Origin of the sequence: Neobacillus sp. PS2-9, assembly GCF_030915525.1 — a bacterium.
Taxonomy (GTDB): domain Bacteria; phylum Bacillota; class Bacilli; order Bacillales; family Cytobacillaceae; genus Neobacillus.
Genome location: NZ_CP133269.1, coordinates 4,120,577 through 4,136,094 on the forward strand (window position 1 = coordinate 4,120,577; position 15,518 = coordinate 4,136,094).

A 15,518-nucleotide genomic window follows, 5' to 3' on the forward strand; every position below is an offset into this window, starting at 1 on the left:
AAAGTGTTGAAATAGAAAAAAGCCTGATTTGCATCAGGCTCGGTTTGTTCCTATATTATTAATTCATTATCAGCTTTTGTGTAAATACTAAGCATAGAATGTCTCATGCCCTTCACACTGAGAAATTGTTCAAAATCAAAAGGGAAGGATAATCCAAATTCTTCAAGTGTGTCAACATTTTTATTGTATAGTGCAGCATATTGATCATCCAGCGGAGAAGATTCAAGAATGGAAATTAATGTTTGTATACATGTCATTACCTGAAAAGCATCTTTTAATGTGCTAAATTCTTCAGTAGGATGTAAAATTCCTAGTTGCTCAAATTGACAAATCTCTTCGTCACTAAAATAGAGGGGAAAAATATTAGAGTAAATGTACCTCACCAGTTCATTGATTTCTTCTTCTTGACTTGGTGTCGAGGCAAAAACAATTTTCACTTATAACCCACCTTTGCCGTCGCTATATTCTGTCGTATTATATAAAATAAGAATAACATAATTTACACCGATAATCGGTGGTAATTGTAACCACATTTCAAAGCGGAAGCGCCTTGGTAGCCCCGACAGGCAAATGTTCTTCGGCAAGAAAAGTCCGTATTTTGACTTTTATTGCCGAAGGTTATTTGACCCGAGGGGCTAGGCGCTGGAGCTAGACACATTTCAAAGCGGAAGCGCCTTGGTCAGCGCCGATATAAGGAGATATATATGCTTAAAACAATGCGTAAGGGCGAATGGTTTCATATGGTAATACCTAATGAATGGGAAGGAAAGACACCAGAAGAGGTGTTCCGTCAAATATGGGAAGCTCCTAAAAAATTAACTCATAGCTTTAGAATGGAAAATACAGTTCTATTAGATGGAAACCGGATCAATTGGACTTTACCATTACATTCCGGCAACGTGTTACAAATCAAACTGTTTGTTGATGAGCCACTTACAGTGATCCCTCAATTCCATGATATTGATGTAATCTACGAGGATGACCATGTAATGGTGGTAAACAAGCCCCCATTTATGAACACACATCCAAATGATATTACAACGGACCACACTACACTGATCAACGCCCTTGCTTTCTATTTACAATCAAAGGGAGAAGATAGAAATATTCGCCAAATCCACCGATTAGACCGAGATACTTCAGGGGCAATTTTGTTTGCTAAGCATGCCTTAGCAGGAGCAATATTAGACAAAATGCTGGAAAAACGGGAGATAAAGAGAACATACATAGCTGCGGTACACGGTCTGGTAAGACCAAAAAAAGGACGAATTAATAAGGCAATTGGCCGGGACCGCCACCATGCGTCGCGAAGAAGAGTGTCCGATACTGGACAGGAAGCTATTACTAATTATCAGGTACTAACTGAGGAGAAAAATAAACATTTTTCGATTGTAAGATGCTGGCTTGAAACTGGAAGAACCCATCAAATAAGAGTCCATTTAAGCCATTTAGGTCACCCTTTAATCGGTGATACACTTTATGGTGGAGAGGAAATAGTGAATCGGCAGGCATTGCATGCGGCGAAGCTTGAATTCAATCATCCTCTTACCCAAGAACTAATTACATGCCATGCCCCAATTCCAGATTTACAAAACCTGTTTCAATCCATCGATATTTACTCGTTGTAATGTGGAAGGAAACAGAGTATGACGAAAAGCCTCCCAATTCAGGAGGCTTTTCATTATCCAAGTTTATTTTTGTATTAATCGGCTTTTCTGAAGGCTCTCATTACAAAGCTTAAAAGAAGAACCAACACTGCAGCTCCAATTATTGCGGGAACTATAGCAAAGTCAGCTACATGCGGACCCCAGTTTCCTAAAATTGCTGTCCCGATCCATGCACCAACAAATCCAGCAATAATGTTACCTATAATTCCACCAGGAATATTTCTTCCAACAATAAGCCCAGCTAACCAACCAATCACTCCGCCTACAATTAATGCCCAAATAAAGCTCACTTTAGAACACTCCTTTTTAGTATTCATCATTTCACTTATTTATTAGCATTTACCACTTCTCAGGCAGTAGTGGAAAGTTAATTCTTGCTGCCTGTACTAATAAAGTACCCAGTTTTCTTTTTTATACTCCTAGGAGAACTAATAAGAAAAATAATTAAACAAACTGTATACATAAATTATTGAACCAAAGCAAAAATAAAAAAGAACTTTATTTGGCGAGATGTAGTTATCAGAAAATTCTAATGTTAAGTTTTTGTAAATTTCGTAAAGATGGTTTCTTTTTTCGACATATTTCATATAAAATATCTTAGGGTTGTACATATTTAATTTAATGGGGGTAATCCACATGGCATTAAAGAAAACTGATAAGTTCTCAGTATTACTTAGCAAAATTTCCGCTAATTTAACAGAAAGTACAAATTTCTTCACAGAATATAAGTTGAAAAACGTAAGTGACTTAAAAATTTTCTCTGAGAAAATGAAAGAACTAGAAACTAAGGGCGACTCTTTTGTACATGAAGTTATTAAAGAATTGAATGATGCCTTCATTACTCCAATCGAACGTGAAGATATTCTCCACCTAGCAATGAGTATGGATGATGTCCTCGACGGTCTTGAAGGATGTGCGGCACTATTCGAAATGTATTCCATAACAAATGCTGATAACTTCATGATTCAATTTGTAGATGCTATCCAAGGAAGCGTCCATGAAATCGATAAAGCTGTTGAATTACTTTCCAATAAAAAACTAGCTCAAATTCGTGAACATGCAATAAAAATTAAGGATTTCGAATCAAAATGCGATAATATCCTACGTCTGTCTATTAAGAATTTATTTACAGTTGAAAAAGATCCAATTCGTATTATTCAATATAAAGAAATTTATGAAGAACTGGAAGATATCGCTGACTACTGTCAAGCAGTTGCCAATACTCTTGAAACCATCATTATGAAGAATGCATAAGGAGCAAAAATATGAGCATTGTTTTAATCTCAACCATATTAATTGTTATTGGCGCTCTTGCATTTGATTTTATTAATGGTTTCCATGATACTGCAAATGCGATTGCTACCTCTGTTTCAACTAAAGCATTAAAACCACGCCAAGCAATTTTATTGGCTGCCGTAATGAACTTTGTTGGTGCACTTACATTTACGGGTGTTGCTAAAACAGTATCTAAGGATATTGTTGATCCATTCATGTTGCACAATGGTTCTGTTGTTATTCTCGCAGCATTACTTTCAGCTATTTTTTGGAACTTACTTACTTGGTATTTTGGAATCCCAAGTAGTTCTTCACACGCAATTATTGGTTCAATTGCTGGTGCAGCAATAGCAGCAGAAGGGTTTAATGTCCTGAACTATACTGGCTTTATTAAAATCTTAGAAGCACTTATAATATCACCGTTATTAGCTTTTGTGATTGGTTTTATCATTTATAGTATTTTTAAGGTTGCATTTAAAAACTTTAACTTAACGAAAACTAATCGGAATTTCCGTTATATCCAAATTGCCACTGCTGCATTACAATCTTATTCACACGGGACAAATGATGCTCAGAAATCAATGGGTATTATCACACTCGCTTTAATTTCCAACAACTATCTAAATCCAGATGCGGGTATTCCTTTTTGGGTACAATTGTCCTGTGCCGTTGCAATGGGATTAGGTACTTCTATTGGTGGATGGAAAATTATTAAAACGGTTGGCGGTAAGATCATGAAGATCCGTCCAATTAATGGTGTTGCAGCAGATTTAACTGGAGCAGCCGTAATTTTCGGTGCAACTGCAATCCACTTACCTGTAAGTACAACACATGTTATTTCTTCAGGGATTTTAGGGGTTGGTTCTGCTCACCGCCTAAAAGGAGTTAAATGGGATACCGCACAGCGAATGCTGATCACTTGGGTTATTACCCTTCCAATTACTGCACTTATTGCAGGACTTTGTTATTTTATTCTAAATTTATTCTTTTAAGATTGAAAAAGCAGCTGAACCTTCAGCTGCTTTTTTTTGTTTCTACTTCTAAATAATGGACTCTCACATATTTTAAATGTAAAAGGACAAGGTTGGGGCTGATCAAATATATGAAACAAAAAATCGCTGCAATGCTTCTTGGGAGTTTACTCCTAAGTCTTGGAGTAAATGGCTTTTTAGTACCATACCAGCTCCTAGATGGTGGTGTCATCGGGTTAGGGTTAATTATTCACTACTTTTATGGCTGGCCAACTGGACTGAGTATCATTTTATTAAGTTTACCTCTCTATGTCCTAGCGTGGTTTTTCGAGAGACGTTATTTTTTTTATAGCCTCCATGGGTTAATTATTTCATCCTTTTGCATTGATTTATTTTCATTTATTAATGGAAAGATTCATCTTGATATACTGCCAAGCACGGTAATAGGTGGAATTCTGGTTGGTATAGGAATTGGCCTTATGCTTCGCTATGAAACAAGTACAGGAGGAACAGATTTACTTGCTCAAATGTTAACCAAATTTACTTCTATCAATATCGGCATTATCATTTTTTTGATTGATGGACTAGTTATTACAAGCGGCATTCAAGTCGTTGGACTAGAAAAATTTTTCTACTCCCTTCTTACCATTCTCTGTGTTGGGTTAATGACAACAGTTACCGTTTCTCGAAGACCCGAAACAAATTAATGCACTTTACCTTTAGAAAAGAGGCTGGCTCATTGTTTGGCCAGCCTCTTTTCATTGCAAATTACTTCTTGACAGCCTAGTTTTGAAGTCCGGGAATACAACGATAAAAATGCTCCCTTTTCCCAATTGGGATTGAACCGTTATTTCTCCACCATGAGCGATGACAATCTCTTGGGCAATCGCTAAGCCTAAACCAGTCCCACCAATTTTCCGTCTATCCGAGTTATCCACACGGTAAAACTTTGTAAATAACTTGTCAATTGAATCTTTTGGAATACCCAATCCGTTATCACTAACGGCAATTTTTAATTTCCTATCACTTTTAAAGACTTGAATCTTTATATTCCCACCGTCCGGAGAATATTTAATAGCATTATTTATTAAATTTGTGAAAACCTGAATGATTTTTGTCTGATCACCAAGTATGACGGGATCGGCTACAAAGGCCTCAAGCGTAATATCATGGTGTCTGGTTGTCATCTGCTGAACCTCAATTACCTTCTCTAGGAGCGGTACCATTTCAATATACCTTTTCTCATAAGATTGTTTACCTGACTCCAAACGCTGCAAGTCGAGGAAATCATTGATTAAAGCTGTAAGCCGTTTGGCCTCATTAAAAATAGTGGTAAGATATTTTTCTTTTCGCTCTGGTTTTAATTCACGGTGCAGCATTAATTCAGAAAAACCTAAAATACTTGCTAATGGTGTACGTAATTCATGGCTAACCGTATTAACTAATTCTGATTTGATTTTCACAAGTGAATCTAATTCCTTATTTCTCGCGATCAATGACTGCTCATTTTCTTGGACCTTTACGACCATTTTTTGAAAGGCATATGATAAAGCACCAATTTCATCGTCGCGATTCATATAGGTAGGTATGACCGCATCTTTTCCATCAGCAATATCATTTGCAGCAAAAGTTAGTTGGGTTAAAGGCTGTCCAACTTGTTTTAACATTAAGCGAATAATCCTTAACAATAACAACAGAATGAAAAAGATAAATAAAACAAAACCAATTTGAATATAGGTTTTAATTCTTATTAGTTTTTGATAGAGATTTTCACTGTCTTGATCAATGTCATGCAAATAAGTATTCATGAATTGTCTAAATTGAATAACCCTCGCTGTTCCTTGGTTATTTGCAATGTTTACCACTTCTTCTTTATTTCCCGTTTCATATTCGTGAATGACTTTAGGAAGCGTGTCATTAAAATAATATTGTGTAAAATCATGAATAGTAGCTAGTAATTGTCTATCTTGCTTTGTAGTAGCATGTTTAGTTAATTTAATGACCCGACTCTTTATTTTAGGCTCTTGTGCCAGTGCATTATCTCTCAAAGTTGGATTATCATAGGCAATATACCCTCGAATATCGAATAATGCTTGATTAAAATAATCATTTACCTCCACTGCAATTTTCTGTTTTGCTTTTAGTTCATCACGCTTCGTAATATAGGAGTTATTTAGAAAGTTTTGTGTTGCCAATAATAGCGTTGAACCAATAACAAAACAAACAAGAAAGAGTCTGGTGAGTGTGACGAATCTTTTTACTAAACTTCTTTTAAAAACTAATTTACTTTTCATTAAAGATTTCCTCAACCATTTGCAAAAGCTGACTTGGAATAAATGGTTTTGTCATGTAATAATCAGCGCCTGCCTCAAACACCTTCTCTTGTTCAAATTGCTGACTTTTTGCAGATAACATCAAGATTTTTGTATGGGTATGTTCAACCATTGGCTTAATCTTCTGAATGACTTCAAGTCCCGTTAAAAATGGCATCATATAATCTAATATAATTAGATCGTAGAAACTTCGTTCGATGAATTCTAAAGCCTCCTGACCATCCTCTGCTTCATCTACTTGATATTCCTTCTCTTCGAACGTATCAATAATCAGCATTCTTAATATTTCTTCATCTTCCGCTAATAAGATTCTTTTCACTTCAAACCATCCTTTATATCTGTCTTAAGGAACGTGTCTGCCATGATTTGATAGGATTTCTTCAACCGTTCAAAATAGACCGGTGAATCCCAGGGCTTCCAACTAAACAAATAACTTTCTTTTTGACGGACAAGATTTCCAGTTACTTTCGGAAATGATTGTTGAATTTTCCCTTCTTTTGTTGTTACAACAGCTGTTCTGATTCCATTTGTTTCTACACTACCGGTTAATCCTTGTTTCCAAAAATCCCCCATTACTTCTCTTAGGCTCGGATCTTTAAAGTTTAGGAGCTGCCAAGGTATACGCACCTCAATATTTTTGTTGTCACCACTAATACTAATATCCGTTAATGAATCAAACTTTTTATTAGAAGGATTAGCATTTCCAAAGCGAAGTACGCCCGTTTCATAACTCTGAAACGGAATAACAGTATTCGTTGTGGGAATAGTTAGCTTCTTGTTTAACGCCAAACGAATAGGATGAAACATGCCATTTTCCTTCTTGTTAGCATAGGGCTCTTTTGGAACCATATTTAAGAGTGCTGCATACTGAAAATAGAAAGTGTCATAATAGCTATCTACCATTACCCGTGAATCATTAGGTCCATTTATCTTAACTAAAAAATCAATTCCATAGTCTGAACGGATCTTGGAATCCTTCGTTAATGCAATAGTAGACTGACCTTGGTTATCTATTGTATCTAATAACAAATAAATTCCATCCTGATTAAAGTCCACTGGCTGATTATACTTTAATAGAAAATACACATAGCCACTGTTAGTGGTCATACGTACTTCACGTAAAGAGTCCTTCCTGTTGTTTGAATGGTAAATAGGCTTAACGTCTGCTAAGTCCCAATCCTTGGTCTCACCATCAACAATAACCTCTGTTTCCTTCTTCCCTGGTTCAAAACCAAGTAATCCAAAGTGCTGCTCATTAGTTTGCTGGTTATCCCAGTAAGGCCTGCGATCCGGATTATCAAAATCCATGGTATTCCATGTACGCTTAAACCACTCATCTTGCCAGGTAAAAACAAGACCACCCGCATATCCTTCACCTACAATGGAGTGATATAACTGTCGATCAATCTTTCCTTGTTCTTCTTCTGAATGGAAACCTTGATTCATTCCATTGGTATTCTTGTGTGTTAAGCCTCTGGAGGATGGAACTCCGAACTCAGCCACTAAAACCGGCATGTTATGAGCTTCACGCAGTTCATGTAAATATCCTGCATAATTGCTTTTCTTCCCACTAGAATCAACATAGTTGGTATATTTCGGTTCATAGTTAAGAAAGTCAGGATAATATGGATAGATATGATAGGAAGCAAACAATCCTGCATGAAAATTGTTTGTTGCTACAATATGATTGGGATTAATTGAAACCATATCTTCTGTCTCAAGCGGCTCACTCGGATGATTCAACAAGTCTGTTGTTACCCAGTTGGTAAAGCTAAGCGAGTGCTGCCATCGATATTGTTTCGACTCATACTCTGAAGCATAGTCAAGTAACCCGGCGAGCCAAACTTCAAAAGGATTGCCTTTTTCCGTTTTAAAATATTTTCCACTGTATTGTCCAATAGCAGCATGCTTTGCATTTGTGTTGGTTACCATGGAAGGGTCCCACTCGGTTCCTATTATCATTCCAAGTACATAATTAGAAATATCATATTTATATACGCCCGATGCATGTCCTGGACGGGCCGGCAACTTAGCGTTTCCATGAATAATATCAATCATATTTTTTATTTCTAATCTCGCGTCCTCAATGTTCTCGGATGCATATGCATCTTGAGTACGAATTAGGTTTTCCTCATTCACCCATGTACCATGTATGATATACAGCGGTTTATTTGCCATTTGATTATATTCGTAAAACGCTTCATAAAACTGTGGAGGATGGAGGGTATAAACCCTGATTGCATTCGCATGCATCGCACCAATTTCTTTAAACCATCGGAAATATTCCTCTTTTGTAATGGCTGTTTCCCCAGGAAAATAACCGGGCTTACCAATCCCCATATTGACCCCTTTAATCAAGAAATCCTGCCATTTTCCATCCTTTTGTATTTGAATATAGGAATCTCCAGTTTTTGAATTAAGATTAATTCCCTCTTGTTCAACCAATTCTACTTTTTCTTGAGTACTTACCTGATGTAAGCCATATTTAAGAATATCCTTCATCAGTGGCACATAGGTACTCCAATAGAAGGAATCCCTTGCCCCTATCGTTCTTTTCCAAGTATCAAAGCCCTTTGTTTGATAAATTTCTGGAACCTCCGCTTCATCAGCATAATCACCGGAAAAATAATATGACGAATATCTCGCATTTTTGTGATATATGACAGCAGGGAACGTGGAGGGTATACCGTAACCTTGTAACTGTTTTTTGGCCTGCTTTGTTACTGGAAGGCTGTAATTGGCTAATACTTCGGTATGATTTTTGGGGTTTATAATATCAAACCAATACTGATAATTGCCTTTCAAATTACTTTTGAAATGTTTTTCCCCATTTTCCGTCAAACTTAAATGAAGTCCATCATCCTTCATCGCCTCTTTACTAATGACCACAATAATATTACTTTTACTTACAAAAACAAAACCCTCTCCAGTAAATGTCCATTTCTTGTTTTGTTCTTTATAATGTGTTTTCACCCATTCTGGAACCTCTGGTCCGTCAAGGTCTGAAAAATAACGGCCAATCCACCCTGACCATTCAACGTTTAATAAATTAGAAATTTTGTCCTTAGCCTGCTCTGATGTCGGACTAGCAAATGTATTAAATTCTGCTATCAATGTTTTACCTTTAGAACGTAATAGTGCCTTTTCGATTTGATTGATTTCGCTTGATGTTAATCCTCCATAGATTTTTTCTGATCTTTCACCAGAAGGTTTTTGAGCAAAAAAATCTTTCTCATACACTCCGTATTGGTCGGTTAAATAAAAAACATCATATGGGTTTAAGTTTTTCGGTAAAGAGGAGATTGAATATTTCTGATCCTTTAGTGGTTCAAACCCTTTATAATCAGCAGCCTTTGAATACGGTTGATTTCCGTTTTTAAAGTATTTCGCATTATTTAAAATCCAAACTAATCCCTTATGCTCCCGATAAGATTGGTTTGGAACCGTTTTGTCTAAAATGAGTACATTCAACTTATTTGAGGGCTGAATTTTCCAAAGCCAAAAGGGGCTAGTTATAAAGACGATTAATACTATGGTATAGATGATAAGATACGTTTGTTTTTTCATTCTGAAACACCTTTTCTTTTCATTTCTCCCCAGCTTTTATCACCTATTACCATCTGCCATATTCCTTCACATCTCCAAAGCACAGTTAGTGGACGATACCATAGCGTTTCTGTTAGGGAATATAGAAAAAGCTTTACTATATCTGATACTTTTGGGTATTTCGTTAAACTCCACTCTTCTAGTAAAACGGCAGCCATTGAAAAAATCGACCCGTATAAACAAGATAGAAGAAACAGTAAAATAGAATATTCAATGTAAATTCCCCCGAGGAATAAACATAAAATCATAAAAATATAGCCGGATAATTCCACAATCGGCCCAAAAAACTCAACAATCCAAAAGTACGGAAAAGCTAGGAATCCTATTGAACCATATTTAGGATTAAAGGTTAATTTTTTATGTATCCATAGGCTCTCAAATAGCCCTCTGTGCCAGCGTCGTCTCTGTCTCCGTAAATAGGTAAGGTCCTCAGGTACCTCTGTCCAACAAACGGGATCAGGGACATACACGATTTTCTTTTTTTGTCCTTTTTCCTTTAAAAGCCGATGCATACGTACAACTAATTCCATATCTTCACCAACGGTATCAACCCTGTACCCGCCCGCAGCAATCACCCAATGCTTTGAAAAAACGCCAAAAGCACCTGAAATGATTAAAAGAAGATTATGCCTACTTAGACCTATCCTGCCCATTAGAAAAGCACGTAAATATTCAATGATTTGCATCACTACAAGAGGCTTATCAGATAGCCCGATTTTATGAATATGACCATTTTGAATTTGGCAGCCATTCGCTATTCTCACGCTTCCACCTGAAGCAATAACCTCTTCATTTGAATCAATAATAGGCTTCATAACCTTTAAGAAGGCGTCTTGTTCCAAAACAGAATCACCATCTAGTGAGCAAAAATAAGGATAGTGAGAGAAATTAAGGCCAACGTTTAAGGCATCAGCTTTTCCTCCGTTTTCCTTATCGACAAGAAAAAGATTTGAAAGGATTTCAGATTGGTATATTTTTTTAATGGGTTTCGAGTCCACTTGCTTTCGAATGACTTTTTTTATTTCCTTCATTTCATAATGCTCAATCATCTTTTCAAGTGTGAGATCGGTAGACCCGTCATTTACAACAATGATTTCATAAGTTGGATAATTAACACTTAATAAAGACCGAACGCTCTGAATAATCCCTGCCTCTTCATTGTAAGCAGGGACTATAATAGAAACAGGCTTCGTATAAAATTCATCCATATAATCTTCATAAGCCTGTACTCTGTCCAGCTGGTATTCCTTTCTTAATTGAAATAAAGAGATAACTAAAATCACTGTGTAAAAAACAATAACGATTACCATATAAACAGCTATAAACCAAGCAAAAACTGCGACAATATCTCCCCATTGAAAAATCATGGTTATACTCCTTTATTAAGCCATTCCCAGGCCATATCTTTCGCGAAGACATCATTTGATGTTTCAAAGACGGAACGCAATACTTCTTTTCCATTAGTAAATTGATCAATGGCTTGTCCAGCTTGAGAACGGACCCACCATGATTGATCATGCAACAACTCAATTAATCTTTGAATTCCTCTTTCTTCCTTTAAAGAACCTATTAATTTGGCTGCAACCATTCTTTCTTCCCACTTATTGGAGTATAAAAGTTCTAAGTACGGCTCAACATTTTTCACATAGCCGATTTCCGCCAATGCCTTTAAAGCCCTTAGTTTAATTTCTCCTTTATAGCTTTCAAAAATCCTCTCTAAAAAAGAGAGATACGTCATATCTCTTTTCAGGGAAATGATATCAAGAATTGCCTTCTGTAGGGATATATTGCTTTTATGAAAATGGAGAATTAATTGATCGAATTGTCTACGTTCCATACGAATTAATATATTACGGTAATCGTATTCAGATAAATAGTCAAACTCCTGTGTAAGGAGTTCAAACATCTGCTTGGAGTGAAACTTGGCAAGAATTCTCAAGACATGGACAAGCTCCTCACGAGAAATTCGTTTCCTACTTAATAATCTTGAGACGTCTTCTAAAAGATGATTCATTTGAAAATCCTCAATATGATAAAGCGTATTCATCCGAGTACTCCATCTTTTGCTTTTAAGTTGCCTTTTATAATAATCCGTTAAATATAAGGAAGCGAGTTCAGACAAACGCGATTTTTCCTCTTCCCCTTCAAGTAAGGTAGTATACCTACTTAGCAACTCCTCTATCGCCTTTTGCTGCAGTGCTGTTTCTGGAGTAAGTCTCCTCGTATAACTTCCTTCTGTTAACATAAAAAAAAGGAGAGGGTTATATTGTACTTTGTAGTTACTAATCCTCTCCCTTCTCTTAATATCAACTGCTTTTCGAATAGTTAAGTATCCTAACAAAATAAACAACATGCCAAAGATGGAGAGTGTTAAGATTGAAAGAAAAAACAATTCAAGATTTTGCATCTTATTTCATCCTTTTGATAAGCCTCTGTATTCTTGCTTGCAGTTCTTTTATACTAAAAGGCTTGGTTACATAATCATCTGCACCGAGCTTTAGTGCTCTTTCAATATCAGACTCACTTTTTCTTCCCGTTAACATTAAGACATGCAAATTTCTATCCTTTTTTAGTCTTTTCACCTTTTGAAGTATTTCTATCCCGTCCATTACAGGCATCACACCATCTAAGATTAGAAAATGCTCCCCTGATTCTTCGATCCGTTTCGATTCAAAAAATTGAACTCCATCTTCGAATGCTTCCAGGTTTAATTCAAAATGGTCAAAGTCCATCACCTTAAGTATTCGTACCAACATCGTTCGAATGATGGCATCGTCATCAATAATCGAAACAAACAATGTCTTTTTAGATAGTTCGATTGGAGAATGATTAATCACTTCAACTCTTGCCCTACCATTTTTCTTTGCTTGATATAAAGCTTGGTCCGCTATTTTTAATGCCTCTTCCAGCCGAATATCTGGATTATGAATGGTAAACACTCCTGCGGAAAAGGTAACGGTAAATATCGATTCATTTTTTTCAAAATTTGTCATACTAAACTCTCTTAAGAGACGGGAAACAATCTCGACAGCATCATTTTGGGCAGTATTTTGAAAAAGGATGACAAACTCTTCCCCGCCATATCTAAATGCAATATCCGAAGTTCTTGTATGCTCCTTTAAAAAGTTAGCAAATGTGGAAAGAACATAATCCCCAGTGAGATGGCCGAATGAATCATTTATCTGTTTAAAATGGTCAAGGTCTATAATGGCTATACTAAATAGTTGTTTGTTCCGAATTAAATCTTTAATATTTCTATTAAAAACATCATTTAGAAATTTCCTGTTGTAGAGTTTCGTAAGCTCATCTAGCATCACTGATTGGTCGTATAATTTTTTTCGTGTTAGAAGCCGTTCTACCCTGACGGTTAATTCCTCCAAATCAATTGGCTTTTCAATAAAGTCATCTGCGCCCAACTTGTAAGCCTTCATTCTTGTTTCGCGGTCATTTAAAAGACTGATCATAATTTTAGGAACAAATTTCTGCTTGTTATGCTCATTCAAGTCATTGAGGACTTGAAACCCACTGATGTCAGCTAAATTTATGTCAATAATTACACAATCAGGATTTAAATCATAGTAATGGGCTATTGCCTTCTCTGGTGTGGTGTTTGCTGCAACCATCCAGCCTTTTTCCTCGAATGTGTCCTTTAACAAAATAAGCATAGAAACATCATCATCAATAATTTGGATTAGAGGGAGATGGTCGTCGTGACGAATTTCTTTGTTTTCCCCTATTTCATAGAAGTTTTCAAATTCATAGGAAAGATTAATTAAATCACCAAGAAAATTCATTAACTCTTCTTTTTCCCATTGTTTATCATCTGTTTCTTCTATCTGTTCAATTAGTCTCCCTGAAAGTTGGTGAAGCCCTCCCAGTTGAAGGGTTCCCGAACTTCCTTGGACCGAGTGAAGAAATCGATATACCTCTGAATTGGAAATTTGTGATTCTTCTTTTGCTTCAAACCACATGGAAAATTGACTCTTTATCTTTTGAAACAGTAAGTTTTTATATTTTGTAAAATCCATACCCTCTACACCCCTATTTGACTAAAGCAAAAATCCAAAAATAGTTCATTTCGTGTTCAACTATTATTCCCAATATCTTCGTTCCTTGTGTATATTGAGTTTATAATTTTTTGATTAATGATACAACGAATTACCTGCAAAAAAACGAGAAAAATGACAAATAAGGAAGAATTTTGTCGATTTTCAGTTTGTAGATAAAAAAAGACCCATTTACATGGGTTCTTGATGTTTACTCACTTTAAATTTTTTATCTTATTTGTACAGCTCTCCATAGCAGTAAGGATAGCTCCACGAAATTGTTCTTTTTCGAGAGCAGCAACAGCTTCGATTGTTGCACCACCTGGGGTACAAACATTATCTTTCAGTTCTCCAGGATGCTTACCCGTATCAAGAACCATTTTAGCTGCGCCGAGAACGGCCTGGGCTGCGAGACGATAAGCCTTATCTCTTGGAATTCCTTGTCTAACACCTCCATCAGCCAAGGCTTCTATGAACATATATACATACGCTGGTGATGACCCACTTATTGCAGGGATGGCATCCATTAGTTTTTCCTCTAGGCGCTCACTTTTACCAAAACAGTGAAATAATTGCTCCACTTCTCTGATTTCTTCCTCGCTAAGGACATCATTTGGACATAAGGCACTCATTCCTTCCCCCACTAGGGATGGGGTATTCGGCATTGTCCGAACGGCTTTTACTCGATAACCAAACCATTGTTTTATATCTAAAAGTGTAATGCCCGCTGCAATCGTTACAATAATAGCATCTTTCTGGATTTCTTCTTTAATTTCAGAAATAACCAATTCATGAAGGTCAGGTTTAACTGCTAAGATCAGTATATCTGAAAATCTTGCTACCTCTTTATTATTTAGGGATGTGAGGATTCCATATTTATTCTCCACTTGTTTAATGGTTTTTTCAGACACAGCACTAGCCATTATGTTTCGTTTAGGAATTACATTTGAAGTAACTAACCCTTCCATCATTGCTTGAGCCATTTTCCCCGCTCCGATAAATCCTATGTTTTTATTCATTTCTCTCAACACCTATCTTCTACTTATACATTTCATTTTCCAATATAATCACTTTCTCTGAAAAATTGGTCCTTCCAATATCTTTTGTATTTTCTACTAACCGATAAATATTATCGCAGCACTGTTTAGCCCCTCTCACTAATAGTGGAACACCAATAAAATCAATATGTATACCTCTAGAAAAAAAGCCTCCCATTGACATAACAAAGGGAACGGTTGGTGAAGTATTGGAAAATACAATTTTTTCATCAAATTTAAATTTCTCTTGTAATAATAAACTCATATCTTTCATTGCTGGAACAACATATTTATTTCTTTTCCGTCCTATCGTATAAACGGAGTGGCCTTCCTCATCAACCCCGTGGAAAATAAGTTTTCCAAAATCCTCCTTTGTTAATTTGTTGAAATATTTTACATTTAAAATTTCCTCCGTTGTTAGTTTCCGTTCAGATTGAGGTAATTGCTTTAAGTGATAGGCCGCAGCCAATGAAGTCGTATGTGTCCCGCCATAATCATTATAAATATAAATCATCATATCATCCCTTAATTTATATTACATAATAGTATGTTTATTTTTTTCATTCTCAATGCAACGGACGAC

Annotated in this window: 14 protein-coding genes; 4 read left to right on the forward strand and 10 right to left on the reverse strand. The window is 36.2% G+C overall.

Features of this window, described 5'->3' with window-relative positions; genetic code table 11:
• Positions 1–50 precede the first annotated feature (50 nt).
• Positions 51–437 (reverse strand): YhcU family protein, encoded by a 387-nt coding sequence (locus RCG25_RS20650; protein ID WP_308080706.1) that lies wholly within the window; start codon positions 435–437, stop codon positions 51–53.
• A gap of 267 nt (positions 438–704) precedes the next feature.
• Between RCG25_RS20650 and RCG25_RS20655 the strand changes: the two genes are divergently transcribed.
• Positions 705–1,628, forward strand: a complete 924-nt coding sequence (locus RCG25_RS20655; RefSeq protein WP_308080707.1) for an RluA family pseudouridine synthase — start codon at positions 705–707, stop codon at positions 1,626–1,628.
• 74 nt (positions 1,629–1,702) lie between these two features.
• Here RCG25_RS20655 and RCG25_RS20660 read toward each other — a convergent pair whose 3' ends face one another.
• Positions 1,703–1,957 carry a GlsB/YeaQ/YmgE family stress response membrane protein gene (locus tag RCG25_RS20660; protein ID WP_308080709.1) on the reverse strand — a complete coding sequence of 85 codons (255 nt, stop codon included), beginning with the start codon at positions 1,955–1,957 and terminating at the stop codon, positions 1,703–1,705.
• A 346-nt stretch (positions 1,958–2,303) separates the two neighbouring features.
• Here RCG25_RS20660 and RCG25_RS20665 point away from each other — a divergent pair, with 346 nt between their 5' ends.
• The 3 genes from RCG25_RS20665 to RCG25_RS20675 all read left to right on the forward strand — a co-directional run bounded on the left by RCG25_RS20665 (position 2,304) and on the right by RCG25_RS20675 (position 4,620).
• Positions 2,304–2,921 carry a DUF47 domain-containing protein gene (locus tag RCG25_RS20665; RefSeq protein WP_308080710.1) on the forward strand — a complete coding sequence of 206 codons (618 nt, stop codon included), beginning with the start codon at positions 2,304–2,306 and terminating at the stop codon, positions 2,919–2,921.
• An 11-nt stretch (positions 2,922–2,932) separates the two neighbouring features.
• Complete coding sequence (locus RCG25_RS20670) at positions 2,933–3,934, forward strand: inorganic phosphate transporter (RefSeq protein ID WP_308080711.1); 1,002 nt, start codon at positions 2,933–2,935, stop codon at positions 3,932–3,934.
• Positions 3,935–4,044: 110 nt separating this feature from the next.
• On the forward strand, positions 4,045–4,620 hold the full coding sequence (locus RCG25_RS20675; protein ID WP_308080712.1) for a YitT family protein: 576 nt from the start codon (positions 4,045–4,047) through the stop codon (positions 4,618–4,620).
• Positions 4,621–4,671: 51 nt separating this feature from the next.
• Here the strand turns inward: RCG25_RS20675 and RCG25_RS20680 are convergent, their stop codons facing one another.
• The 8 genes from RCG25_RS20680 to RCG25_RS20715 form a co-directional block, all read right to left on the reverse strand.
• Entirely contained in the window at positions 4,672–6,207 is a 1,536-nt protein-coding gene (locus RCG25_RS20680) for a sensor histidine kinase (RefSeq protein ID WP_308080713.1), read from the reverse strand.
• The gene (locus tag RCG25_RS20685; RefSeq protein ID WP_308080714.1) at positions 6,197–6,565 is read right to left on the reverse strand and encodes a response regulator; all 369 of its coding nucleotides are present in this window, start codon (positions 6,563–6,565) and stop codon (positions 6,197–6,199) included. The genes RCG25_RS20680 and RCG25_RS20685 overlap by 11 nt, the downstream gene beginning before the upstream one ends.
• Positions 6,562–9,813 carry a hypothetical protein gene (locus RCG25_RS20690; RefSeq protein ID WP_308080715.1) on the reverse strand — a complete coding sequence of 1,084 codons (3,252 nt, stop codon included), beginning with the start codon at positions 9,811–9,813 and terminating at the stop codon, positions 6,562–6,564. Before RCG25_RS20690 ends, RCG25_RS20685 begins: the two co-directional genes overlap by 4 nt.
• A complete protein-coding gene (locus RCG25_RS20695; RefSeq protein ID WP_308080716.1) occupies positions 9,810–11,219 on the reverse strand; it encodes a glycosyltransferase family 2 protein in 1,410 nt (469 codons plus the stop codon). The genes RCG25_RS20690 and RCG25_RS20695 overlap by 4 nt, the downstream gene beginning before the upstream one ends.
• Positions 11,220–11,221: 2 nt before the next feature.
• The gene (locus tag RCG25_RS20700; RefSeq protein ID WP_308080717.1) at positions 11,222–12,259 is read right to left on the reverse strand and encodes a HEAT repeat domain-containing protein; all 1,038 of its coding nucleotides are present in this window, start codon (positions 12,257–12,259) and stop codon (positions 11,222–11,224) included.
• 1 nt (position 12,260) lies between these two features.
• On the reverse strand, positions 12,261–13,880 hold the full coding sequence (locus RCG25_RS20705; RefSeq protein ID WP_308080718.1) for a GGDEF domain-containing response regulator: 1,620 nt from the start codon (positions 13,878–13,880) through the stop codon (positions 12,261–12,263).
• A 233-nt stretch (positions 13,881–14,113) separates the two neighbouring features.
• A complete protein-coding gene (gene proC, locus RCG25_RS20710) occupies positions 14,114–14,917 on the reverse strand; it encodes a pyrroline-5-carboxylate reductase (RefSeq protein ID WP_308080719.1) in 804 nt (267 codons plus the stop codon).
• Positions 14,918–14,936: 19 nt separating this feature from the next.
• A complete protein-coding gene (locus tag RCG25_RS20715; RefSeq protein ID WP_308084236.1) occupies positions 14,937–15,449 on the reverse strand; it encodes a DUF3189 family protein in 513 nt (170 codons plus the stop codon).
• Between the last annotated feature and the right edge of the window lie 69 nt (positions 15,450–15,518).